Raw genomic sequence first — 23579 nt, 5'->3', positions numbered from 1 at the left:
TCTCTTCCTCCTCGATTCTTAACTACGTGCCTTCCATCTTATCGGTGCATTGAATTTGTATTTTTCCTGCTTTGTCCATCTTTATTTCCTCCTTCGATCAGGGCAGTTATTTGCCTTGTTCCCCCTTGGTGGAACATTTTGGCACGCCCATTCTTATCGTATTAGGTTAAAGAATCAAAGTAAAGACAATTCTAAATTTTTAAAACAGAAAAAATGGCAGGCAAAAAGGCCCTGCCAAAGCAGAGCCTTTTGTACATCCCGTTTAGGACCGGATGCATTATCTTGCCAATTCTTCTTTAATATCGCCGAGGATTTCTTTGGGATTTGTATTGGGAGAATACCGCTTGACGACTTCTCCTTTTTTGTTCACAAGGAATTTGGTGAAATTCCATTTGACAGCCTTCATGCCAAGCATGCCAGGCGCTTCTTCTGTTAAATATTGAAAAATAGGGTCGGCATTTTTCCCGTTCACATCCACCTTCGCGAACATCGGGAAGGACACCCCATAGTTCAGCTGGCAGAACTGCTGGATTTCTTCGTTGCTGCCCGGATCCTGATTCATGAATTGATTGCAGGGGAATCCGAGAATTTCAAGACCTTCCCTGTGGAGCTGTTCATAGATTTCCTGCAGCTCCTTGAACTGTGGTGTAAAGCCGCATTTGCTGGCTGTATTGACAATGAGGAGCACATCCCCCTCAAACTCCCTCAGCGGGACATCCGAGCCATCTGCTTTCATTGCATTAAATTGATATATAGACATCATCGCACCTCCTGCTATTATCGTAATCACGATCAGTCTATAATGCCAGTTTAAACTCTTGGTTAAAAAAGCACATCCTCAAGCTTCCTCAGGCATTCGGCCATATGATCGGACAGAAGGGCAAGATCATCAATCTGGTCTTCATAAATGAGTCTGCCAAAAGTGATTTCCGTTATATTCTGCACAGTGTCCGGCTTGCGTAATGGATCATAGGAAACTGTTTGGGTGATGCTTCTATTTTCTCCCCAAATGGCCTTCATGAGCCTGTCGATCCCGGCTGTCTGTTCCGGCTCATTCTTTTGGCTGAAGGAAAATCGGATGCTGATCATGCAGCCTGAGAGCTTTTCAGACAGGAGGGCGGGATGCAGCTCAGCCGCCAGATTTTCGAGCGCCGCTTGCATGATGAAGGTGCATGAAGCTTTGACAGATTCCCTGTCCTGAAAAGTGATTTCAAATGTCCTCGAAAGCTTGGCGGTATTAATCAGCTCGTTGCGGTCAATTATGCTGATTTGACCGGCAAGGTCCTTATCATACAGAAGGCCTTCCATGACGATCTTCATATTTTCATACGCAGTAGGGTCAAACAAGCTGAACACCCCTTTTAAAATAGACCAACAGCATTTCCGTTCTCATCCACATCCATTTTCAAAGCAGCAGGCGATTTCGGAAGCCCCGGCATTGTCATGACATCTCCTGTAAGGGCTACGATGAAACCTGCCCCGATGGAAGGCTTCAGCTCGCGGACTGTCACAGTGAATCCTTCAGGCCTGCCCAGCTTTGCAGGGTCATCTGACAGCGAATACTGGGTTTTGGCCATGCACACCGGAAGGCTTCCCCAGCCAAAGGTCTCAAAATCAGCAAGCTGCTTTTTAGCTTTGCCCGCAAATTCTACATCGGCTCCCCCGTATACTTTCTGGACGATAGTCCTGATTTTCTCTTCAAGCGGATCTGACAGGCTGTATAACGGAGCAAAACTGCTTTCCTTTTTATCAATAAGCTTCAGGACAGTTTCTGCCAATGCAAGTCCGCCTTCCCCGCCTTTTTCCCATACTTCTGTAAGGGCAGCAGGGAAGCCTTCTTTCTCGCAGAGTCCAAGCAGTGTGCTCACTTCCAGATCTGTATCAGTTATAAATTTATTTATGGCAACAGTGAACGGAAGGCCAAAGCTCTTAATCGTTTCAGCGTGCTTCTTCAGATTGGCGAATCCTTCTGCCAATGCAGCGGCATTTTCCTCTGCAAGGTCTGTTTTCTTTACTCCGCCATGCATCTTAAGCGCCCTGATTGTGGCCACGATCACCACTGCTTCAGGCTGGATGTCAGCATTTCTTGTTTTAATATGAAGGAATTTCTCTGCTCCAAGATCTGCACCGAACCCGGCCTCTGTAACCACATAATCGGCCAGCTTTGAGGCAGCTGTTGTCGCGGCAGCGCTGTTGCAGCCATGGGCGATATTGGCAAATGGCCCTCCATGCACCAAAGCTGGTGTATGTTCAATCGTCTGGACCAGATTCGGCTTAATAGCATCCTTTAAAAGCAGGGCAAGCGCGCCTTCTGCACCTAAATCTCCGGCTGTTACAGGTTCCTTTTGATCATTATAGGCGATGACCATCCTGGAAAGCCTCAGCTTCAAATCTGCCAGATCGGATGCCAGACATAAAACGGCCATGATTTCCGAGGCCACCGTAATATCAAACCCATCTTCCCTTGGCACTCCCTGCATCGGGCCGCCAAGACCGACGATCACCTTTCTCAAGGCCCGGTCATTCAGATCGACTGCCCGCTTCCAGACAATCCTCCGCTGGTCGATACCCAGTTCATTTCCCTGCTGCAGATGGTTATCAATCAAGGCAGAGAGCGCATTATTTGCTGAAGTAATAGCATGCAGGTCCCCCGTGAAATGAAGATTGATATCCTCCATAGGCAGTACCTGTGCATATCCGCCGCCGGTGGCGCCCCCTTTGATTCCCATCGTTGGGCCAAGTGAAGGTTCACGCATCGCTATCACGGTTTTCTTCCCGAGTCTTGTCAGGGCATCACCAAGACCGACAGTCACTGTAGACTTCCCTTCCCCTGCAGGAGTTGGATTGATGGCTGTAACCAGAATGACTTTTCCAGACTCTTTTGTCTGCAGCTTTTTCATGGCCTCATATGAGAGCTTGGCCTTGTGCTTGCCGTAAAGCTCTAAATCATCTTCTTCCAGCCCGATTCCGGCTGCAATTTCTTTGATCGGTTTCAGTTCTGATTCCTGTGCGATTTCGATATCTGACTTTACCTTTGGTTTCACGTTCATTCTTGTCCCCCCGAAATATGCAAAGTTTCCTTCTATATTGTACCACCGCGTCCAATAATAAGTGATAGAATTTTAAATAATGAATCTTTTGCCCGGCATTGCCTGATCATGCCGTTTGCTTTTATAATTAGATAATTGAATATTCCCACAAGGAGGAAGGCCCGTGCCCATTTGTATTCCGCCTCTGCTGCCTGCCCGTGAGATCCTGGAGAAAGAAAATATCTTTGTCATGGATGACAGCCGGGCAAGGCAGCAGGACATCCGTCCGCTTAATATCATCATCCTGAATCTCATGCCTGAAAAAGAAAAAACAGAAGCACAGCTTTTGAGGCTTCTTGGCAACACACCGCTCCAGGTAAATATTTCGTTCCTTAAAACAGCGACACATGAATCAAAAAATACAAGTGAACTGCATCTTGAGCAGTTTTATACCACTTTTCAAGAGATCAGGCATCATAAATTCGATGGGATGATCATAACCGGGGCTCCGATTGAAATGCTGGATTTCGAGGAAGTCGATTATTGGGAAGAACTGACTGGGATCATGGATTGGGCGAAAGAGAATGTGACCTCCAGCATGCATATTTGCTGGGGCGCACAGGCTGCGCTTTATCATTATTATGGGATCGGCAAGGAGATCCTTTCGCGGAAATGCTCCGGGGTATACGCCCATACCGTTTGCGATCCTTCCATAAAGCTGCTGAGAGGATTTGATGACCATTTCCTTGCTCCTCATTCAAGGAACACAGACGTTTCGATTGCAAAAATAAACGAGCATCCTTCCCTGAAGCTTCTGTCTGTATCAGAAGAGGCCGGCGCATTCATCATCAGTTCAAAGGACGGCAGAAGAATTATGGTCACCGGCCATCTGGAATATGAGGCACTCACACTGGCTGATGAGTATGAAAGGGACAAAGCAAGGGGGCTTGTGCCAGACCTGCCATTGCACTATTTCCCTGAAGACAACCCTATGCTGCCTCCAAAGAACAGATGGAGGTCTCACGCGCATCTGCTTTTTTCAAACTGGCTGAACTATTATGTATACCAGGAAACTCCATATGAATGGTAACGCCCTGTCTTCTGAAAGAATGGCAAAATGGCTGCACTCTTAGAGGCAGCCATTTCATTTCATCCATTCAATCAGCTTTGCTGGCTATAGTAGACTTCCTCAAACGGCTGCACTACAACAAACCCGTTGCCCGAGAATTTCATTTGGATTGATTCCCCGCTTCCTCTTCCAAGGAAGGTCTTAAAGGATATATCAGTCACAAACTCCGGCTGAAGGCTGCCTGACCAGGCTACTGTAGCATTTGGATCTGTGTACACTGGATTATCCGGTGTGACCAGCAGTGTCAGCGGCTCATAATGGGAAGTGATGGCGACCATGCCGCGCCCTTCAAGGCGGACATTGAAGAGCCCGCCTGCCATCATGCCGGCGATCCTTTTCATCAGCTTGATATCCCAGCTGATGCCGGGTTCGAATGCCAGCAAGTCATTTCCGTTCACAAAAATCGCTTCACCGCCAAGGTTAAGGATTGATATCTTTTTCCCCTGGTCTGCCAGATAGAGTTTGCCATTCCCTGTCGCTTTCATCAGAGACGTCCCTTCCCCTGTCAGCGCCTTTTTGAACATTTTCCCGAGACCGTGCTCCAGGATCCCTTCTCTTTCAAACTTTATGTTTCCCCTGTAGGAAACCATGGCACCAGTTTTTGCCCAGATCTGATTTGTCAGGTTGATCTCAAGCATCCTTGGTGTTTCAAGCTCAAACAGGCCTTCTCCTTTATCCTGCTGTTTTGTCTGGCTGACGAATTCTTCGATTGAATATCTGCTCATCCCTACTACTCTCCTCTTATTTATCATTTTTGATCATGAATACCCACATAAACGATAATGCCTGCTGCAATTCTTCTGTTAAGGAGCCTTTGGAAATCAGTTCTGCACTCCTTTTATAAACACCGAACCCGGCTGTCCTGCTCCATCCGTTTTCAGCAGCTAGCCTTTCGAACTCCCATGGCATCATTGTATTGCAGACAGCTTTCTTGCCGTAAAGCCTTTCATAGCTGTTTTCCCGCGGCTTCGCAGTGGGGCCTAAAATGCCGACGCATCCAAATCCTCCCGGCCTGACCACCCTCTGCATTTCCCTGAGGACTGCAAGTGGGCTCTCAGTCCACTCAAGGGAATTGATCGCAAGCACTGCATCAAAGGCATGATCAGGAACATCCAAAGATGCAATATCAGATTTAATAAATCTTGCATCATTTCCTTCATTCACCTTAATGGCTTTATGTATCATTTCCTCTGAAACATCTGCCCCTGTTACTTTATAGCCGGCATTTGCGAGTTTCAGTGTGCCAAAGCCATCTCCGCATCCAAGGTCACAGACTGCAGAACCTGCAGGGACATGCTGATTGAAGAAGCCTGCAATTTCCTTCCGGCTGCCTGATTCCCACATTTCCCTGCTCTGCCGGCTCCATGAGCCGGATTTCTCATCCCAAAGCCTTTCTGCTTCAGAGGCCCAATTAAATTCCATCCTGATGATCCCTCACTTTTATTACGGATATATTCTAAAAAAGTTTCATTCTTGTATTTCTATAAGGGCAGCTGGTAATCCTTTGTACTAAGGAAATTAAAGGAGGGGCTTTACATGCAGCCGGAAAAATTAATTGCTGTCCAAAGAAACCACCTGGGAGAGATTATGTCTTTCCAGACCTCGGGAGGGCGGATCATATCGTTCAGAAAAGCAATGATGGAAGCAGAAGAAGGACTCATCGAGCTTGCAGAGGCGGAACACAGCCTGATGGAAAACAATGTTAACACGGTGAATCTGTTAGAGGATTTTCCGAGCTTTGGGTAAGGGTATAAACGAGGCTTAATAACCGTTAAGGTAAAATTAAGAAATATTCGTATTCATCTATGCCTTTGGCAAAAGAAATAAGAAAGTTTCATGAAGTATGCCTTTCAAATGTAGTCTGTTGATTTGCGTTCCAGGCACTTCGCTTTCCGCGGGGCGGCGCTGAGCCTCCTCGTCGTACCTCCTGCGGGGTCTCAGCTCTGCCGCTGCAATCCCGCAGGAGGGGCGGCGCTGAGCCTCCTCGTCGTACCTCCTGCGGGGTCTCAGCTCTGCCGCTGCAATCCCGCAGGAGTCTACGTGCCTTCCACTCCAATCAACAGGGCTCAAATAATTAAATGGCAGTTCTTTATTACCACCACCCCTTCGATCCCTTTTAAAAATGTGATAATAAATAGCGGCAAGGCATCCTTTAACGCCTTACCGCTTTTTATTCTGTCTTCATCCTTCAGTCTGCTCATTTTTCCTGGCGATTTCGCGGAGAGAATCCACTCTCCCCTGATCTTCTTCAAAGAACTGGACTAGGTCACCCACCCGGTCAATCGCATCCCAGCTTAAATGATGCTCTATGCCTTCCACATCTTCATAAATATTCTCTTCCTTCACGCCGATGATCCTTAACAGCTGTTCGAGAAGTTCATGGCGGTATACAAGCCTTTTGCCGATCTTTTTGCCTTTTGGAGTCAGGATCAGCCCTCTGTATTTTTCATAAACAAGATATTCGTCTTTATCCAGCTTCTGCACCATCTTAGTAACTGAAGAAGGATGGACTGACAAAGCTTCGGCGATATCGGATACACGTGCATAACCTTTATCTTCTATCAGTATGTATATTTGTTCTATATAATCTTCCATGCTTGGAGTAGGCATCCGATAACCTCCTAAGTATTAAAACCAGCTTCTTGCCGGACAGAAATACACATCCGGTTTCAGCTTTACTGCTGTGTCCTGTTAAATAATCGTCACCGGCCCATTGCTTTCCTGCAAACAGAAAGCTCCACCATGCAGCCCCGTAAAAATTGTCCAATAAAAATTTTACTATAGATGGGGAGGACAAACAAGTCAGGCAAGCGAAACACCAGGGAGAAGCTTGTGCCCCTCCCCTGCATTTATTGCTGCTTTATGCTGTTTTCAAAGACGAAGTTAAGCCTGCCTTCTCCCCATTCTAGCCTGGCCTGAAATTCCTTTTCGCCTTTTTTGAACCCTTTGATAAGATCTGTCTGCCCATCTTTCAAAAGCTTGCGGACATTTGCCTGGCTTATGGTCTTCCCAAGCACTTTTTTGGATATGGTGAAACGGCAGTCAGAGGCTTTATAATTCGCACAGCCATAAAAAGTCCCTTTGTCAACAACATCGCCGCCGCACAGCTTACATTTGCCGACCTTCGTGCCCGCGCCGCCCCTTTTGCCTTTTTTCCCCGGCCTTCTATCCTTGAATTCCTCCAGGTCATATCCATCAAAGCTCCACCGGGAACTCTGTTCTGTCGCATCATTGATTAATTTGATTGACAGCTTCTTCGCCTGCTCCATAAATTCTTTTGGCGATGCTGCCCCCTCACCGATTTCATTCAGGCGCTGCTCCCATTTGGCGGTCATTTCAGGGGATCCAAGCACACTTTCGCCGATTGAATCGATCAAAAGCTTTCCCTTGTTCGTCGCATACACCTGGTTCTTGCGGACATCAATATACATCCGGTCCTTAAGAATGCCAATGATCCCGGCACGCGTAGCTTCAGTGCCAAGCCCTTCAGTCTGATTCATCACTTTGACCAGATCAGAATCCTCCAAATGCTTCCCGGCAGTTTTCATCAGGGTGATAAGCTGCCCCTCGGTATACCGCTTAGGCGGCTGCGTCTTGCTCTCTTTAACCTCTGTATCCTGTACAATCCCTCTTTCGCCGGATTCGAGGGACGGGAGATCCTGCTCATCTTCATCTTTAGCAGCACTCTTCTTGTTGCTGAACAGGACCTTCCTCCAGCCTTCCTGAATCATTTCCTTCCCTTTTGACAGGAAAGCAGCTCTCTCATCCGCCAATGTATGGATGGTTGTATAATCGAAGATGGCTTTTTCATAATGGGCGGCAATCAGCCTTTTTACAATCAGCTCATAAATCCTTGCTTCATCGGCACCCATTTTAGCCGGGTCGGCTGCCTGTTCTGTAGGAATGATGGCATAGTGGTCTGTCACTTTCTTTTCATTCACAAATCTTTTATTATCCAGTATGGATGAAACAGGAAGCGGGAAAAAAGCTTTAAAAGCATCCATTTTCGAAAGCTTTTCCAGTGTTTCAGGAAATGCCGCCGCCTCCTCTTTCGTGACAAAGCTTGAGTCAGAGCGAGGGTACGAAATAATTCCTTTCACATAAAGCTTTTGGGCGATTTCCAATGTTTTTTGCGGGGAATATTTGTAAAGTTTGTTTGCTTCAGCCTGCAGGGACGAGAGATTGAATAAATAAGGAGGCAGGAATTCCTTCCTGTCTTTATCGATTGATTCAATCCTGGCGTTCTTTCCTTCTGCAAACTGCTGGATTTTCCTGGCCATCCCTTCATTATCGAGACGGGAATTCCCATCTTTATGCCATTTCCCTTTATATGTCTTTCCTTCCATATTGAAAGTAGCCATGACTTCCCAGAAAGGCTCTGACTTAAAATTCTCGATTTCTTTTTCTCTTTTTACAATCAGTGCAAGGGTCGGGGTCTGGACCCTTCCGGTAGAAAACACATCCTGGATCCCTTTTTGCTGGAGCAGCAGGGTGTATGCCCTCGAAGCATTCATACCGACAAGCCAGTCGGCACATGCCCTGCTGAGCGCCTCATAATAAATATTTCTTGTCTTAGACTCATCAAGGAGATTGGCAAAGCCATTTGTTACAGATTTGGCGGTGAGCGATGAAATCCATAGCCGCTTCATCGGCTTTCTGCTGCCGCACTGAGTCAGAATGACTCGGATAATGGCTTCCCCTTCTCTTTCTGCATCACCGGCAATGATGATTTCATTGACTTCTTTATGGTGGACCAGTTCTTTGATGACTTTGAATTGCTTCCACTTTGACTTGGATACACGGTGCTTAAATTGCTCCGGAAGTATCGGCAGAGTGCTCAGTGACCACTTTTTCCATTTAGAATCATATTCCTCGGGAGGAACCAGTTCACATAAATGGCCAATGGCCCAAGTCATGAAAGCACCATCAGGGAACAGTTGGTTCGGAGCGATTTCCAGATAGCCTTCTTTTTTCTTGAATGAAAATGGGGCGGCAAGCTTCATTCCCTGATCAGGCTTCTCTGCAATAATCAGTTTCATATTCATTCTCCTTGCTCGGGACTGCGCAAGTCCGACTTGATTATTTTACTGCTAACCTCAATGGCAGCAGGGCCCGAAAAAAAGATTATACATGATTCCAGGCTGTTCAGGCACCCTTTAGCTCCTGTCAGATTGGGATCATGCACTTTTTTCAGAATTGAATAAATGGGGGGTTCTATGGGAGATGGATGGCTTGAGGGTAGCTGCTGATGTACATATGGCTTGAGGCAGCAGAAAAAAGCGCCATTCCCGGCGCTTCTTCTATTATACTATTAAACTTTCTCTCTTTAAAGCTCCCTGCAAACCAAAAGACTAGAGAGTATGATCATTCTGCTGTACGGACCCGCATGCTGTTCCGTTTTTTCATTATATACCCTTTAGTAGGCGAAAACAGGAAAACAAGGGCAAATAGTATTCCATTGGCAGCTGCCATGCTTCCGGATATCGAGGCATTCAGCCAGCTTGCAGCGAAATATCCGCCGACAGCGGCAGCCGCTCCGATCAATGCACTATAGATAAGCATGGTCCCAAGCCTGTCTGTCAGCAGGTATGCTGATGCTCCCGGTGCAATCAGCATAGCAACGACAAGGACTGCCCCGACGCTGTCAAAAGAAGCTACAGTTGTAATCGAAACCATTCCCATGAGCAGGTAATGGATGAACAGAACCGGAATCCCTATCGCTGCTGCCATCTGGGGATCAAAAGATGTAATTTTGAATTCCTTGTAGAATAATCCAATCAGCAGCAGATTAAACAGCAGGACACCCCCAAGCATCAGAAAGGCTTTCGGGACTTCTGGAAGCATTCCAATCCGGACGACATCCCAAGGGACAAAAGCAATCTCCCCCATCAATGCATGGTCGACATCCAGGTGGACATTTTCAGCAAAAAGCGAGACCAGGATTACTCCTACAGCAAACAGGAAGGTGAACACTACGCCGATTGAAGCATCCTCCTGAACGCCGCTGCTGTTAAAGGTCTGGACAAGGAAGGCCGTTGCCAGACCTGTTGCTGCTGCTCCAAGGAGCATGTAAAATCCGTTCATGCTCTGGCTGATCAGAAAAGCAAGGACGATTCCAAGGAGCACGGTATGGCTGATGGCATCGGCAAGCATGGAAAGCTTCCGCAATATCAGGAAGCATCCGGTGATGGCACAGGTAATTCCGGCCAGTGATCCTACTGCCAAAATCCATAATTCATAGCTCATAGATTCTCTCTCCTTTCTGGAAGGGGAAAAGGTGAAAGGACCGGCATCATATTATATTGCCAGAGCAGTTTCTCCGCTCTTTTGGCAAGCGGATCTGACGGTTTTACCATCAGCTTTTCAGCCAGCGCTTCCCTCTGGTCCTCATTAAATTCTTCACTGTGCATCAGGCAAAGTTCATTTATGCGTCCTTTCAGCGTCAGGATATAACCTTCGAGAACGCCTTTGTCCGTGAGCATCCATCCTCCTGGATCTTTTGCAATTAAATGCTCCTTGTACAGGTCGCTCATCAGCCTCATGGTATGTGATTTTGAGAAAGCGAGCTCATCGGAGATCCTGCTTTCAGCTATGATCATTTGTTCCTTCCCTGTCTCCCTGTAAGCAGATTCTGTCAGTTTGTACATTGCCCTAAGCACCTGGCTCCTCTTCGTCTTCCTGTTAAAGACGATTCTTTTGGCCAGCTTTGTCAGCAGTCCTCTCTGCGGGGCAGCCAGGACAGAGAACAGAAATAAGCCAGTAGCCGTAACAACAATGAACGGCCCAGTTGCAAGCCCCTGCCCCAGCGTGCTCAGAAGGGTTCCGGCCATTCCTGATAAGGCCCCGAATCCTCCTGAAATGATGACCATTTTCCCAAGTGACTCTGTCCAATACCTCGCAGCAACGCTTGGTGTGATCAGCATTGCAGCCATAAGGATTACGCCTACCGCCTGGATACCGATGACAACAGTGCCAGCCAGAAGGGTAAGAAACATAAAGTTCAGCCAGCCGGCAGGAAGTCCGAGCCCCCTCGCAAAATCAGGATCGAAGGTCAGGACCTTCAGCTCTTTAAAGAACAGCAAAGTCACCACGATGAGAACGGCAGAGGCACCTGCCATCAGCTTTACATCGCTCCCTACCATGGAAGCAGCCTGCCCGAAAATAAAGTCATCCAGCCCGCTCTTGTTGCCTGCAGGCGATTGGGATATCTTTGTCAGCAGGACAATCCCGAATCCGAAAAATACAGACAATACCAGGCAAATCGCGCTATCCTCTTTTAGAATTGAGCTGGAAGTGATGAATTGGATACAATAGGCGGCAAGCAGACCGGTAATTGCTGCTCCGATAAGGAGGGCAGGCAGAGATTTTTCACCTGTGAGCATAAAAGCAATGCATATCCCCGGCAATGCTGCATGTGCAACAGCATCCCCGATCAGGCTTTGCTTTCTCAGAAGGGCTATGCTTCCAAGCACTCCGCTTGCTGCACCCAGCAGCATTGTTCCAAACAGGACCCACTGTGTATTCGCGTTGCCCAGCATTTGCAATAGTTCATTCATATAAGACACCTCACTTTTGCTCGACCATCACTTGGCCCTTTTCCAGGAAGGCCAGCTTGCCGCCATATGTCTTGTGCAGGTTTTCCATTGTAAATGTTTTATCTGCCGGACCGTGGGCTATGGTTCTCATATTGAGCAGGATGACAGAATCAAAATATTCTTTTACAGTCTGCAGGTCGTGATGCACAACCAGCACCGTTTTCCCCTGGGCCTTCAATTCATTCAGCAGGCTGATGATTGCCCTTTCTGTAGCGGCATCCACCCCGACAAATGGTTCATCCATGAAATAGACGCTTGCATCCTGTGCAAGTGCCCTTGCAAGGAAGACCCTCTGCTGCTGTCCTCCTGACAGCTGGCTGATCTGCCTGTGCTGAAAAGCTTCCATGCCTACTTTGCGCAGGCATTCCCTTGCTGCTTCCACATCGGCTCTTTTGGGACGCTTGAACCAGCCGACATGGCCGTATCGCCCCATAAGGACAACATCAAGCGCATTCGTCGGGAAATCCCAGTCTACAGTACCCCTTTGCGGCACATACCCAACGAGCCTGTCTTTGGGCCGGTATTCTCTGCCGTATACCTTTATCTCCCCCGAAGCTCTCGGAATCAGCCCCAGTATGGCTTTAATAAGCGTAGATTTTCCGGCTCCATTCGGCCCGATTATTCCTACCAGGCTTCCTTCCCCGACCGAAAAGCTTACATCGCTCAGGACCGGCTTCTTCTGATATGCGACTGTCAGGTTTTTTATTTCTACTGGATTCATGGCCTTTCCTCCTATTTCAGCGCTTTCGCGATGGTATCGACATTATGCCTATACATCCCAAGATAAGTTCCTTCCTCTGTCCCTTCCTCTCCCATTGCGTCAGAGAACAGCTCTCCTCCGATAGAAACGGTATGGCCTTTTTCCTTTGCTCCTTCTATGACCGCGTTGATGGATCTTTCCGAGATGCTCGATTCAACGAAAACTGCCTTTATATTACGCGTGACCAGTGTATCGACAAGGGCCTGAACATCGCCGAGTCCGTATTCGGCATCAGTGCTCAATCCCTGAAGGCCCATCACTTCCATATCGTATGCTCTTCCGAAATAGCCAAAAGCATCATGGGCTGTAACCAGCACACGCTGTTCTTCCGGAATCCCTGCCATTTCCTTTTCCGCAAATCGTTTTAATTCATCCATTTCTGCAAAATAGGCATCTGCATTTTCCCGGTAGTATTGTTCATTATCAGGATCTGCCTTAATCAGTCCTTCTTCTGCCTTTTTGAGAGCGGTTTTCCATAGATCGATATCGAACCATACGTGGGGATCATAGGCTTTGCTGCCGTCTGCAGCCAAAAGCTTCTCTGGTTCTATAGATTCAGCTATGGCGTATGTGGGTTTCTGTTCATTCATTTTCTCAAAGATATCAAGCATCTTTCCCTCCAGGTGCAGACCGCTGTAAAAAATGATATCCGCTTCCTGAAGCTTCTCCATATCACCCTGTGTTGCTTTATAAAGATGGGGGTCTGTGCCCGGCCCCATCAAACTGTGCACTTCCGCCTTATCCCCCGCTATTATTTTCACAGCATCGGCTATCTGCCCGATCGTTGTGGTGATATAAAGCTTCTTTCCATCCCCTTCACTTTCAGCGGTCTTCCCGGAGCATCCCCCCAGCACAATCAGACTAAAAGCAAAAGCTAACATCATCCATTTTTTCAATCCCGACACCTCTTCCTTCTGTTTTTCTTCATCCTCAGTCCTAAATTGTATGCACCTCTTTTAGCGATGTGCACACTTTTTAAACAGGACTATAAATTTTTAACTAAAACATAAAAGTTTCCCTTGGTAAACATTTTAACCTCAGTGTAAGATATGTCAATCTATTTAATAAAAAAAAATAAACCGGCTGCGCCGGTTTAGGGTTGATATGGCTTTATAGACAGATTGCACTGGGTATACCATCTTTCTTTTGGAATCACATGTGATACAGTAAGGATCAGGGACGGAATTTTCTCGAGAGTAAAAATGATCATGCCGATTTGTTCATCTATGATAGAAAAGGAATCGCCGTGAGAACTTTGCACAAAAGTTTTGCCCAGCTGTATGAGCGAACTGAAGATAGCCTGTTTGATTTCAGGATCCAGCTCGATATTCGGGGAAAATCTTAATATCCATTCCTCATTCCCTATCAAGAACCTGAACATCTTCTCACCTTTTTCTTTGTTTTTCAGCAGGCTGCACTTTATTCAGGATGCAGCCGGCTGTTTTATAATTTATGAGAAAAAGGGCTGAAAATGACAAGCAATCTCTCCTATTCATAATATCCGTTCGATTTGCAGCCCCCTGCTGTATCTTAAGTCAATGAGGCGGTCTTCTGTCTGCACAAGTGCGGATAAAGGATCATATGGGTGAATCATCAGGATCCTGCCCTCTGACTGGTCTGTCATCCTGACCCTAGAACCGGCCAGGCTGTTCATCAGGTTTTGGATAAAAATAAGCATAAAACCAGGTTCAAATGAACCGAAAGCGCCATCCTTCATCTTGCGCATGACCTGGTAAAATGGCAGGGCCTCATGGTAAATGCGGGCAGACGACATGGCATGAAAAACGTCTGCAATGGCTGTAATTTTTGCTAAATGCTCTATTTCCCTTCCTTTCAGGCCCAGCGGATATCCCCTTCCGTCTTCTCTTTCATGATGCTGCAGAACAATAAGGGCTGCTTTCGGGCTTACAGCATCCAAATCCCTGACCATTTCATATCCATAAACAGAATGAAGTTTCATTTCTTCATATTCTGATAGAGTAAGTTTTCCGGGTTTTGATAGAATTTCATCCGGAATCTTAATTTTACCGATATCGTGAAGGATGGATCCAAGAAGCAAATCCTCCATCAGTGCTCCGCCAATGCCAAGCCAGCGTCCGATCATCCCGGCTATCATACTGACACATACGGCATGGCTCGAGGTATATCTGTCTTTTCGGTCGAGCTGATGGAAAACATGGGACACTCCGGGAATATCCGCAAGTGTCCGGATGGCAGGCAATATATCTTTTTTGATTGCAGTTATTCCAACACCCTTCCCTAGTCTTGCTCCAGCGAATATATCCTCCACCTGCCCCACCGCATGATCGATCAGCCCGGCAGTATCCTTCCCGCCTCCTCCATCGCTTATGGAGCCTGAAGCAAACGCAGGAGGTCCTGGCCTGTCTCTTTTCAGCTGGAAAAGGAGCCGATCGATTTCTGCTGAAGATAAAGGCTTCTCCCTGCCGGGTTCCTTAAAGGTTTTCACCATCTCACCCTGCCTCCAGAATTATTTTATAGCTTTAATTTTAACAAAAACAGGAAACGCCACCTATCATTTTTTGTCCTTTTTTTCATAAATACAAAAGATTCAAAAAATTTAAGAGATTTTTGTAAAAATTCTGCATTATTCCTTGACTGGAAATTTTCCTTCGTGTATATTATAGACATCATTTAACAGAATAATTTTTGAGTTTTCCAGAACTAGTTAATTATTCTGCTAGTGATAATATTTATTTCGACACAATCTGTGTCTTGAAAGGCTTAGGAGGAAAAGTTCACATGCAAAACGGCAAAGTTAAATGGTTCAATAACGAAAAAGGTTTTGGTTTTATTGAAGTTGAAGGCGGAGACGATGTGTTCGTTCACTTCACTGCTATCCAAGGCGACGGCTTCAAATCTTTGGAAGAAGGCCAGGAAGTTTCTTTTGAAATCGTTGAAGGAAACCGCGGACCTCAAGCAGCTAATGTTGTAAAACTTTAATCAGCACTTATAGATATTGGCCCATTGGAGACCAATTAAAAAAGGCTGGCATTTTGCCAGCCTTTTTTACATAGGTAAATGAAAGCGGCAGAAGACTGTTTCTAAGACAGTCTGCTGCCGCATTTTTTTATTTTTTCCCCGATTGTGCATTGAGTAATGCAAAATCGGTGAGCGAACCTCTTCCCTTTTTCTTCTTTGTGATACTTGTGGAGAAAGCAGCCTTTGCAGTACTGTTCCATAAGCTCTTCTGTTTCTTTATAGATATCCTTTCGTTCCAACTCTGTCCTTCCTTTCCTCTTCAGAAAACAATATTCCAGCTTTTATATAATCTGCATTCTGCTGTTGATCAGCTTTCCTTCCAGCGCCTGGCTGGCCAGCTTATCCGCTTCTTTATTCTCGGACCTCGGTATAGGCTCATATTTCGGCTCAAGGCCAAGTTTTTTTATTTTCTCTTCTATCCGGTCAAGCCATCTGTTCAAACTCTCTTCATAACAGGGCCATTCTCCTTCAAGCTGCTTAAGCACGACCTGTGAATCACCCAGGAAGCGGCATGTCATATGATGAGCTCCCATTTCTTCCAGCAGTGTAACAGCATAATGCATGGCAGCATATTCCGCTTCGTTATTGGTTTCCATTTCGCTGATTCTTTCATTTGCCCGGATGCGGAACTTCTTTTTTCCCTGCTTATAATAAATGACTGCTCCCAGTCCTGCCTGATAGGTATCTTTATTGAATCCGCCGTCAAAGTACACGGTTATGTCATGAGGCTCGGCTTCCACTTCGGCCAGCAGCTTCCTCATTTCCTTCAGTGACCAGCCGGTACCCATCTCATCGAAAAACTCAAGATCCAGGGCCTTTCCTCCCTTTTCGAGATCTCCGCCGAGTTCAAGCGCAGTTTCCCCGTCCATCCAGTCTGAGGTGAACCGGATTCCGTCTGTTCCTTTCAGCCTGTAAAGCCACTCTAACTTGTATTTCATAGTATCCGCCTTTCGCTTCAGTATCAAGTATTTGTTTAACCTATTCCAGTTCGTGCACAAGTATCACAAAATTGCTAAAACTTTCACTTCTCCTGAGATGTGTCTTTCCTTCTATATTCACGCTATAATGGTCAAGGACAATTAAATATATGGCGGTTCGCAACTTCCCGCACTATCAAAACTAGGAGGATCTTATGTTTAACGAATGGTTTGGCCTCATTTTTGCTTTAGTTAATTTTGCTTTTGTCCTATTATTTTACCGCATTTTCGGCAAAACCGGACTTTTTGTCTGGATTGGCCTTTCTACTGTACTTGCCAATCTGCAGGTTATAAAAACAATTGAAATATTCGGTATGACCGCCACACTTGGAAATGCCATGTATGGCACCGCCTTCCTTGTTACGGACATCCTGAACGAAAAGTACGGTAAAGAAGAAGCGAAAAAGGCGGTCTGGCTTGGATTTTTGACACTTCTGTCCATGACAGTGATCATGCAGATGGTGCTGCTTTTCAAACCGCATGAAATTGATATGGCACAAGGTGCATTAAGCACGATTTTCTCGTTTCTTCCGCAAATAGCGCTGGGAAGCCTTGCTGCTTATCTTGCAAGCCAATTCCTGGATGTTTATATTTTTCAGTTCCTGAAAAGGAAATTCCCCAAAGACAATCAGTTTTGGATCAGGAATAACGGAAGTACGATCATCAGCCAGTTTATTGATACACTTGTTTTTACCGGGATTGCTTTTGCAGGGGTCTTTCCCTTCAATGAATGGATCCAGATATTCATTACAACTTACCTGCTGAAGTTCTTTGTTGCCATCCTGGATACGCCTTTTGGCTATCTTGCCAAGAAAATGCATAAAACAAATAAGGCGAATACATCCATCGACCAATAGAATGAAGAGAGTGCCTCGGCACTCTTTTTTTGCATTCACGGTGATAAGAAAGAACCGTTTCTGTGATAAACTTACATATAGTGTTACCCGTTCTCATGCGGGATAAGCAAGTTTCATTCTTTTAAATGGAGGATTTGCGATGATCGAAGTATATATTGACGGTGCAAGCGCCGGCAACCCTGGACCAAGCGGCGCCGGAATTTTCATCAAGGCTGGAGGCACTGTTGAACGCCATAGCATACCGCTCGGTGAAATGAGCAATCATGAGGCAGAATATCACGCTTTTATCCACGCACTGGAGATTTGCCTGCAAAGTGGCTACAGGACCGTTTCTTTTCGGACAGATTCCCAGCTTGTGAATGCAGCAGTCGAGAAGGAATTCGTCAAGAACCCTCTTTACAGCAGTCTGCTGGAAAAAGCTCTGGGCCTCTCCAGGCAGTTCGACCTTTTCTTTATGAAATGGATTCCAAGCAGTGAGAATAAAACAGCGGATGAACTGGCCAGGAAAGCGGTCCGCGACAATGGGAAAGAAGGGACCGCTGAATGACACAGTCCCGATCCTTGGCAGATATCTGCCTTCTTCTGGTAGCACTCGTGTGGGGTGCGACCTTTGTGCTGGTCCAGAATGCCATTTCTTTTCTGGAGCCATTCACTTTCAATGCGGTGCGTTTTTTTATCGCCGGAATGCTCCTTGCCATGTGGCTCTTTATTTTTAAACGGGAACAGCTGGCCCGCCTCAATTGGAAGCTGGTATCCTCAGGCATCTTCATAGGCCTTTGGCTGTTTGCAGGATATGCCTTCCAGACAGCCGGCCTTCTTTATACCACTTCTTCAAAAGCAGGCTTTATTACGGGCTTAAGTGTCGTAATGGTCCCTTTATTGGCCTTTGCTCTGCTGAAAATTAAGCCAGGCGCCAACAGCGTCATCGGAGTGGCTGCTGCTGCGGCCGGCCTCTATCTGCTCGCCATGACAGATGCATCTTCCCTGAACAAAGGGGATATGCTGACATTTGTCTGTGCTGCAGGATTTGCCCTTCATATCATTTTCACCGGCAAATTCAGCAAACACCATCCGGCCCTGCTTTTGACGGTTGTTCAAATATTGACTGTGTCAGGTCTTGCAAGTGTTTCTGCTCTTTTATTCGAGGATTGGCAGTCAGCCCTGAATCCTGATATTCTCCTCGAAGGAAATGTTGTTACGGCTTTGCTGGTGACTTCCATATTTGCTACCGCTCTCGCCTTTTTGGCGCAGACTGCTTTCCAGAAATTCACCACTCCCACAAGAGTGGCGCTTATCTTTGCAATGGAGCCTGTCTTTGCAGCGGCAGCCGGCTATCTCTGGGCAGGGGACCGCCTTACGATTTCGGCCCTTGCTGGATGCGGGCTGATTTTTGCGGGAATGGTCTATGCAGAGCTGCCTTCAAGGAAGGAAAAAAGGGAAGTGGCGCGCGAGCAAAAATCCGCTTAATATAGAAAACAGCAGAAAGCACGGCTGAATGCTGTGTAAAGAGACGATAAGGCCCTGGCACTTGCCAGGGCCTATATTTCTTTTTCAGCTGCACCAATTCAAACTGCAGGATAAAAAAGAGGAGAGGCACGGGCCTCCCCTCTGGCTTATATAGCCAAAAGCTCTTTTTGTTTGATGAAATGGAGCGCTTCTTTGCGGGTAGTGATCCCATTGGCCATCAGCATTTCCAGCAGGGATACATAAAAGCTCCCGTCAAAGGCTTTTTGTGCTTTTAGTGTTATTTCGATAGCGGCATTTGCCAGTTCATCCGATGCATTCGTATATTGCTTGCCAAAGTATACAAATCCTTTTGCGTCTTCACGGAATTGAAAGCCTTTGCTTTCAAGGTGAGTCAAATATTCTTCAACGGTTTTCAATATGCTGCAGCTCCCTGAATCTTGTCATCCTATCTTCTAAATTTTACCTTAAATTTCGACAATTTTCTATCTTTTTTTGAGAGCAGATAGCCTGCCGAACCGGTAAGGATTCCAAGCAGGGCGCCACCAAGCACTTCCTGTGGCTGATGCCCGAGCATTTCTTTAAGCTTTTTCGGTTTTTCTTCACTGAATTCCACTGCTTCATCTTTGTGGACTTTGTCCATCAGCTCTTCCATAGAGTTAACCTTCAAGGTCAGCTCGCCCGTTTGCCTCCTAATTCCCTGCGCATCATACATGACAATCAGGCCGAATACAAGAGACAGAGCAAAATCAATTGTCGGCAGCCCGCGTTTCAGGGCGATAAATGTAGTCAGGGAGGACACGCCTGCTGAATGGGAGCTCGGCATCCCGCCTGTCTGGAAAAACAAACCCGGCTTCCATTCCCTTTTCTTTAAAAAGTGGAGAGGTATTTTCATGCCCTGGGCAATGATGATGCTTAGCAGCGCTACAATGACTCCTTTATTCAATGGCCATCACCTCATTTTATATTGTGAAGATGAGGGGGTTTAAATATTCGTTTGGCAAATACTAAAGCTGCAGGTGCAATAATCAGCAGCTGCATCACTTTTCCGGAGGTGAATGCACGTGAGTAAAAACGCCCATGCCAACAGGGGGAAAAAAGCCCCTGGCGTCAATCCCCAAGGCTACGGACAGGATGCCGAGTTTGCTGAAGAGCCAAAAAGCAAGCTTGAGAATGCTGCAAAAAAGAAAAATACGAAATAACAGCAAAAGGAGCTGCAGCTGTGGCAGCTCCTCCAATCTTATATCTGCAGAACTCAGGCAAGGCTCTTGCTTTCCTCAAGCTTTTCGAGATGCCTGTACAGCCCCCTTAATTCCAGTTCACTGAACTTTTCCATCGCCTTTTGCTGATTGATTTTATAAACAGCATCATCCAGGACACATTGGACTGGAACATCGCATTTAATCTCTGCCAGTTGCCTGCTTAGATGGAGCATTTCAAGCCCCTCTTCAATTTTAGCTTTTTGCGCTTTTGTGAGCTTGTCCAGATTCTCGATAACGCCATCCACATGTTCGAACTGCTGCAAAAGCTTTAATGCTGTTTTTTCGCCGATTCCTTTTACCCCAGGATAGTTATCGCTTGGATCTCCCATAAAAGCTTTGAGGTCGATCATCTGCCTTGGCGTAATCCCTTTTTCTTCATAAAAGGTATCTGCTGTATGGACAAGATAATTGCCAAACCCTTTTTTAAGCAGGATGACCGAAATATCTTTGTCAAGGAGCTGCAGAATATCCTGGTCGCCCGTCAGGATAGAAACCCTGGCCTCCGGCTGAAGGTTTCTCGCAATCGTGCCGATGCAGTCATCAGCTTCAAACCCGGCCAGCCCGATATTGGGAATATCCATAGCTTCTACAGCTTCTTTGACCAGATCAAACTGAGGAAGCAATTCGATTGGCGCTTCTGAGCGGTTTGCTTTATAGCCGCTGAACATTTCAGTCCTGAAGGTTTTGCTGCCCATATCCCAGCAAACAGCCACATGTGTTGGCTTAAAGGATGATACGGCTGTGAAAAAATGCTTCAGAAATCCCTGAATCGCATTAGTCGGAACCCCTTTTGAATTGATTATAAACTGGCCGGTGACAGCAGTTGCAAAGAACGCCCTGAATAACAGTGCCATGCCATCAACAAGCAGCAGGGAAGGTTTATTTTCATTCATCATGTACAGCCCCTTTTCTCTTCATATTTCACTATTATAACATGGATGAAGACACGGCTTCCCTGTAAAGATTTAGGTTCCTTTAACGGGAAAAAGGCCTTGTAAAGGCCTTTCTGTTTATAGGTCCATCACTCTGCCTGCGGGTCTTTTTTAATGACTTCTATTCCTTTTTCTTTGAGTACATACTGCATGGCAACCCTTGCTTTGACTACATTGTTATTCAGCACCATGGAATATTTCTTTCCATCCTTAAAGGTCACAATGAATTTGTCATCAGTTGCTATTCCTCCTGATAGTTTGGCTGTCTGCTCCGCAGCTGCCACTTCATCCCATGTGTATGTTTTTTCCTTCAGCGAAAAAATAGGATCGATTGTAATGCCCTTCTGGTCTGCATAATGATACCCGTCTGTACTAAGCAGGATGAGCAGCACACCAATAATAGCACTGCCTGCCAATAACCCTTTCAATCCTGCTGTCATTCTCTGCTTGCTGAGCAGTACAGCTGCAGTTATGCATATGGCTGCCAGCAGCAGCAGGCCGGCAATGAAAACGCCATAAGCAGCCCTTAAGGGTTCAAAGAACCATTCGCCTGATGGTGAAAACAGGATCTCCTGCAGTGGTATCAGAATGAAAATCGGCACAAAACATGACGACAAAATCAAGATGATCGCACATGAAACAAAGATTTGGCTCTTTTCCGTTTTTCTCTTTTTTGTAATGGTATAGCCTGTGCTCATGAAAAAAGATCCCCCTATTAAAATTTCAGAACCTTCTCAATTATACAACAGAAGAAAAAGTAAAAAAATCCCTTTTTGAGGGATTTTCTTTTTATTTGCCAGCTGCCTGAGCTACTGGATTCTCCGGATAGGAAATCCAGTCGCTGAAGCTGCCGACATACAGCTTTACATTTTCATAGCCTGCTTCCTTTAAAGCAATGAAATTCGGGGCGGCCGTGACGCCTGAACCGCAATAAACAATGACAGGATCTTCCAGTCTGATGCTGCTGAATCTTTTCCTTTGTTCTTCCGCATTCCTGTATTTTCCGCTAGCGAATCCGTCTGTCCATGGATAATTGACTGCTCCGGGAATATGGCCAGCTTTTTTATCAATAGGCTCCTCTATTCCCAGATAGCGTTTTGCCTCCCGTGAATCTATTAAGGTTTTCTTGCTTTCTGCCTCGGAAACCTTTGTTGCCTCTTCTGTATCAGCCAGTATCTCAGCATTTAGGCTTAAGGCATATTCACTCCTCACAATGTGGGGAATTTCTTTTGTCACAGGCTGTCCTTCCTTCTTCCATTCTTTGAAGCCGCCATTCAGGACATAGACGTTTTCGTGGCCGGCATATTTGAGCAGCCACCATAATCTTGCAGCAAACGCCCCTTCTCCGCCGTCATAAGCAATGACAGTTGAATGATTGGAGATTCCCGCCTGTTCAAGTTTTCCCTTGAAATCATCCATATCCGGGAGGGGGTGCCTTCCGCCATGCTTTGACACTTGTCCGGAAAGGTCCTTTTCCAAATGAAAATAAACAGCGCCCGGGATATGTTCTTCAAGATAGGCCTTTTCCCCTTTTTCCGGCTCCCCCAGACTGAACCGGCAATCACAAAACCTGACGTCTTCGCTGCCGAGCCCTTCTATCACCTCATTCAGTTCTTTCACCCATTTCATTTTCTTTTCCCCCTTCCCTTTTCTCCATCAGTTTCCTGACATTTTCCTTTGGATCCCAGCAATTGAACTGGTAATATGGCAATGTGTCAAAGCCGAGCCGCCTGCACCGGTACTCCATTTTTCCCCCGGCCCTTTCTGCCTGGAAATGGATGCAGGTAGCACAAGCATGAAATGATTTCCCCATCATTTCCCCCTAAATATTGAGAAGTTCCCAAAGCCATTGGTTCAGCTTCCCCCTGGTATTTTCCCTTTTGCCAGCCTCCCCCGCCGGAATGTCCAGCTGGTTTGTCTGCCGGTATAAAAGGATCTCCAATTCTGCTCTTTCACTTTCCTTTATCAGTCTGCCGCTCGCCTTTGATTCTCCAAGGATATGATAGTATGGCAGTATTTGGGCAAAGTCCTGTCCTTCAGGAGCACAGGCAAAGAGATCGGACCAAGGCACAGCTTTCATTTTTTTTGACAGCATTCCTGCCAGCAGGCCGGATCTTGCAGCGTGAATCAGCTGTTTCTGCCTCCTTGGCGTCAATTCCCTGCCCGAGATTTCTTTTAAGTTCCGAACCATCAGTCCCTGATAATGCTTTGCAAGCTTAAAAGAAGAATATTCTTCACTGATGAAGTTCCGGAGACGGCTGGCAAAATCCTGCCTGTCAATATAGACGATTGGCGAATACGCCCATTCATAAAGGCTCGGATTCGATTTTTCCAGCAGGCTGAAAGCCTTGAACAAATCCCAGCCTGCCGAGTCTGCCGGCGAGGCATGGACAATTGTCTGCTGTTCAGGCTTTAACGCTAAATAGCTGCGTACCTCATTGTATTTGTAAATAAAACGAACATCGTAATCCGATTGTTCGGAAGCCGTTCCCCAGGCGCGGCTTCCTGCTTCACATGCATAATATATGGTGATGTTATGCTTCTTTTCCAGATCCTGAAGCCATTCCTTCACGT

Annotated in this window: 29 protein-coding genes; 7 read left to right on the top strand and 22 right to left on the bottom strand. The window is 46.3% G+C overall.

Going from position 1 to position 23579, the window contains the following annotated elements:
- Positions 1-277: 277 nt before the first annotated feature.
- From RBB45_RS02805 to RBB45_RS02795, 3 genes are all read right to left on the bottom strand, one after another.
- On the bottom strand, positions 278-760 hold the full coding sequence (locus RBB45_RS02805; RefSeq protein ID WP_022544104.1) for a glutathione peroxidase: 483 nt from the start codon (positions 758-760) through the stop codon (positions 278-280).
- Between the two features lie 62 nt (positions 761-822).
- The gene (locus RBB45_RS02800; protein WP_022544105.1) at positions 823-1347 is read right to left on the bottom strand and encodes a hypothetical protein; all 525 of its coding nucleotides are present in this window, start codon (positions 1345-1347) and stop codon (positions 823-825) included.
- Between the two features lie 14 nt (positions 1348-1361).
- Positions 1362-3050: a formate--tetrahydrofolate ligase gene (locus tag RBB45_RS02795; protein WP_306009079.1), complete on the bottom strand. Its 1689-nt coding sequence runs from the start codon at positions 3048-3050 to the stop codon at positions 1362-1364.
- A gap of 163 nt (positions 3051-3213) precedes the next feature.
- Between RBB45_RS02795 and metA the strand changes: the two genes are divergently transcribed.
- Entirely contained in the window at positions 3214-4119 is a 906-nt protein-coding gene (gene metA / locus RBB45_RS02790; protein ID WP_306009078.1) for a homoserine O-acetyltransferase MetA, read from the top strand.
- 71 nt (positions 4120-4190) lie between these two features.
- Here the strand turns inward: metA and RBB45_RS02785 are convergent, their stop codons facing one another.
- Both RBB45_RS02785 and RBB45_RS02780 read right to left on the bottom strand, forming a co-directional pair.
- Positions 4191-4883: an AIM24 family protein gene (locus RBB45_RS02785; RefSeq protein WP_009791608.1), complete on the bottom strand. Its 693-nt coding sequence runs from the start codon at positions 4881-4883 to the stop codon at positions 4191-4193.
- Positions 4884-4899: 16 nt separating this feature from the next.
- Positions 4900-5580: a class I SAM-dependent methyltransferase gene (locus tag RBB45_RS02780; protein WP_009791609.1), complete on the bottom strand. Its 681-nt coding sequence runs from the start codon at positions 5578-5580 to the stop codon at positions 4900-4902.
- Between the two features lie 114 nt (positions 5581-5694).
- On the opposite strand from RBB45_RS02780, the gene RBB45_RS02775 reads away from it, so the two are divergent.
- Complete coding sequence (locus RBB45_RS02775; protein WP_009791610.1) at positions 5695-5904, top strand: manganese transport transcriptional regulator; 210 nt, start codon at positions 5695-5697, stop codon at positions 5902-5904.
- Between the two features lie 435 nt (positions 5905-6339).
- On the opposite strand, the gene mntR is transcribed toward RBB45_RS02775, so the two are convergent.
- The 8 genes from mntR to RBB45_RS02735 all read right to left on the bottom strand — a co-directional run bounded on the left by mntR (position 6340) and on the right by RBB45_RS02735 (position 14983).
- Complete coding sequence (gene mntR / locus RBB45_RS02770) at positions 6340-6768, bottom strand: transcriptional regulator MntR (RefSeq protein WP_009791612.1); 429 nt, start codon at positions 6766-6768, stop codon at positions 6340-6342.
- A gap of 239 nt (positions 6769-7007) precedes the next feature.
- The gene (locus RBB45_RS02765; protein WP_101550131.1) at positions 7008-9197 is read right to left on the bottom strand and encodes a DNA topoisomerase III; all 2190 of its coding nucleotides are present in this window, start codon (positions 9195-9197) and stop codon (positions 7008-7010) included.
- A 325-nt stretch (positions 9198-9522) separates the two neighbouring features.
- The gene (locus RBB45_RS02760) at positions 9523-10404 is read right to left on the bottom strand and encodes a metal ABC transporter permease (protein WP_101550132.1); all 882 of its coding nucleotides are present in this window, start codon (positions 10402-10404) and stop codon (positions 9523-9525) included.
- Positions 10401-11714 carry a metal ABC transporter permease gene (locus tag RBB45_RS02755; protein ID WP_022544107.1) on the bottom strand — a complete coding sequence of 438 codons (1314 nt, stop codon included), beginning with the start codon at positions 11712-11714 and terminating at the stop codon, positions 10401-10403. The genes RBB45_RS02760 and RBB45_RS02755 overlap by 4 nt, the downstream gene beginning before the upstream one ends.
- A 10-nt stretch (positions 11715-11724) precedes the next feature.
- On the bottom strand, positions 11725-12474 hold the full coding sequence (locus RBB45_RS02750) for a metal ABC transporter ATP-binding protein (RefSeq protein WP_009791617.1): 750 nt from the start codon (positions 12472-12474) through the stop codon (positions 11725-11727).
- 11 nt (positions 12475-12485) lie between these two features.
- Positions 12486-13409, bottom strand: coding sequence for a metal ABC transporter solute-binding protein, Zn/Mn family (locus tag RBB45_RS02745; RefSeq protein ID WP_101550133.1), 924 nt, complete (start codon positions 13407-13409; stop codon positions 12486-12488).
- Between the two features lie 197 nt (positions 13410-13606).
- A complete protein-coding gene (locus RBB45_RS02740; protein WP_009791745.1) occupies positions 13607-13894 on the bottom strand; it encodes a hypothetical protein in 288 nt (95 codons plus the stop codon).
- 111 nt (positions 13895-14005) lie between these two features.
- Complete coding sequence (locus RBB45_RS02735; protein ID WP_101550134.1) at positions 14006-14983, bottom strand: HD-GYP domain-containing protein; 978 nt, start codon at positions 14981-14983, stop codon at positions 14006-14008.
- Positions 14984-15273: 290 nt separating this feature from the next.
- Between RBB45_RS02735 and cspD the strand changes: the two genes are divergently transcribed.
- Positions 15274-15474 carry a cold-shock protein CspD gene (cspD, locus tag RBB45_RS02730; RefSeq protein ID WP_009791749.1) on the top strand — a complete coding sequence of 67 codons (201 nt, stop codon included), beginning with the start codon at positions 15274-15276 and terminating at the stop codon, positions 15472-15474.
- Positions 15475-15575: 101 nt separating this feature from the next.
- Here cspD and RBB45_RS02725 read toward each other — a convergent pair whose 3' ends face one another.
- Positions 15576-15752 carry a zinc-finger domain-containing protein gene (locus RBB45_RS02725; RefSeq protein WP_009791750.1) on the bottom strand — a complete coding sequence of 59 codons (177 nt, stop codon included), beginning with the start codon at positions 15750-15752 and terminating at the stop codon, positions 15576-15578.
- A gap of 42 nt (positions 15753-15794) precedes the next feature.
- The gene (locus RBB45_RS02720; protein ID WP_022544110.1) at positions 15795-16451 is read right to left on the bottom strand and encodes a ribonuclease H family protein; all 657 of its coding nucleotides are present in this window, start codon (positions 16449-16451) and stop codon (positions 15795-15797) included.
- A gap of 194 nt (positions 16452-16645) precedes the next feature.
- Here RBB45_RS02720 and RBB45_RS02715 point away from each other — a divergent pair, with 194 nt between their 5' ends.
- The 3 genes from RBB45_RS02715 to RBB45_RS02705 all read left to right on the top strand — a co-directional run bounded on the left by RBB45_RS02715 (position 16646) and on the right by RBB45_RS02705 (position 18814).
- Complete coding sequence (locus RBB45_RS02715) at positions 16646-17347, top strand: queuosine precursor transporter (protein ID WP_101550135.1); 702 nt, start codon at positions 16646-16648, stop codon at positions 17345-17347.
- A 139-nt stretch (positions 17348-17486) separates the two neighbouring features.
- Complete coding sequence (locus tag RBB45_RS02710; protein WP_094767189.1) at positions 17487-17894, top strand: reverse transcriptase-like protein; 408 nt, start codon at positions 17487-17489, stop codon at positions 17892-17894.
- Positions 17891-18814 carry a DMT family transporter gene (locus tag RBB45_RS02705; RefSeq protein WP_101550136.1) on the top strand — a complete coding sequence of 308 codons (924 nt, stop codon included), beginning with the start codon at positions 17891-17893 and terminating at the stop codon, positions 18812-18814. The genes RBB45_RS02710 and RBB45_RS02705 overlap by 4 nt, the downstream gene beginning before the upstream one ends.
- Positions 18815-18960: 146 nt before the next feature.
- Here RBB45_RS02705 and RBB45_RS02700 read toward each other — a convergent pair whose 3' ends face one another.
- Positions 18961-19230 (bottom strand): DUF6123 family protein, encoded by a 270-nt coding sequence (locus RBB45_RS02700; RefSeq protein WP_009791199.1) that lies wholly within the window; start codon positions 19228-19230, stop codon positions 18961-18963.
- Between the two features lie 29 nt (positions 19231-19259).
- A complete protein-coding gene (locus tag RBB45_RS02695; protein ID WP_009791200.1) occupies positions 19260-19757 on the bottom strand; it encodes a divergent PAP2 family protein in 498 nt (165 codons plus the stop codon).
- Positions 19758-19869: 112 nt separating this feature from the next.
- Between RBB45_RS02695 and sspL the strand changes: the two genes are divergently transcribed.
- A complete protein-coding gene (gene sspL / locus RBB45_RS02690; RefSeq protein ID WP_371931545.1) occupies positions 19870-20013 on the top strand; it encodes a small, acid-soluble spore protein L in 144 nt (47 codons plus the stop codon).
- Between the two features lie 53 nt (positions 20014-20066).
- Here sspL and RBB45_RS02685 read toward each other — a convergent pair whose 3' ends face one another.
- The 5 genes from RBB45_RS02685 to RBB45_RS02665 form a co-directional block, all read right to left on the bottom strand.
- Positions 20067-20966: a 5'-3' exonuclease gene (locus RBB45_RS02685; RefSeq protein ID WP_306009098.1), complete on the bottom strand. Its 900-nt coding sequence runs from the start codon at positions 20964-20966 to the stop codon at positions 20067-20069.
- Positions 20967-21094: 128 nt separating this feature from the next.
- A complete protein-coding gene (locus tag RBB45_RS02680) occupies positions 21095-21703 on the bottom strand; it encodes a hypothetical protein (RefSeq protein WP_129611968.1) in 609 nt (202 codons plus the stop codon).
- A gap of 91 nt (positions 21704-21794) precedes the next feature.
- Positions 21795-22634 (bottom strand): sulfurtransferase, encoded by an 840-nt coding sequence (locus tag RBB45_RS02675; protein ID WP_009791204.1) that lies wholly within the window; start codon positions 22632-22634, stop codon positions 21795-21797.
- Positions 22609-22821 (bottom strand): hypothetical protein, encoded by a 213-nt coding sequence (locus RBB45_RS02670; RefSeq protein WP_009791205.1) that lies wholly within the window; start codon positions 22819-22821, stop codon positions 22609-22611. The genes RBB45_RS02675 and RBB45_RS02670 overlap by 26 nt, the downstream gene beginning before the upstream one ends.
- 6 nt (positions 22822-22827) lie before the next feature.
- Entirely contained in the window at positions 22828-23577 is a 750-nt protein-coding gene (locus RBB45_RS02665) for a nucleotidyltransferase domain-containing protein (protein ID WP_306009076.1), read from the bottom strand.
- Positions 23578-23579: the final 2 nt, after the last annotated feature.

Source organism: Bacillus sp. MMSF_3328 (assembly GCF_030733525.1).
In the GTDB taxonomy this organism is placed as follows: domain Bacteria; phylum Bacillota; class Bacilli; order Bacillales; family Cytobacillaceae; genus Bacillus_AB; species Bacillus_AB infantis.
This window is presented reverse-complemented; position numbering and strand designations above follow the sequence as displayed.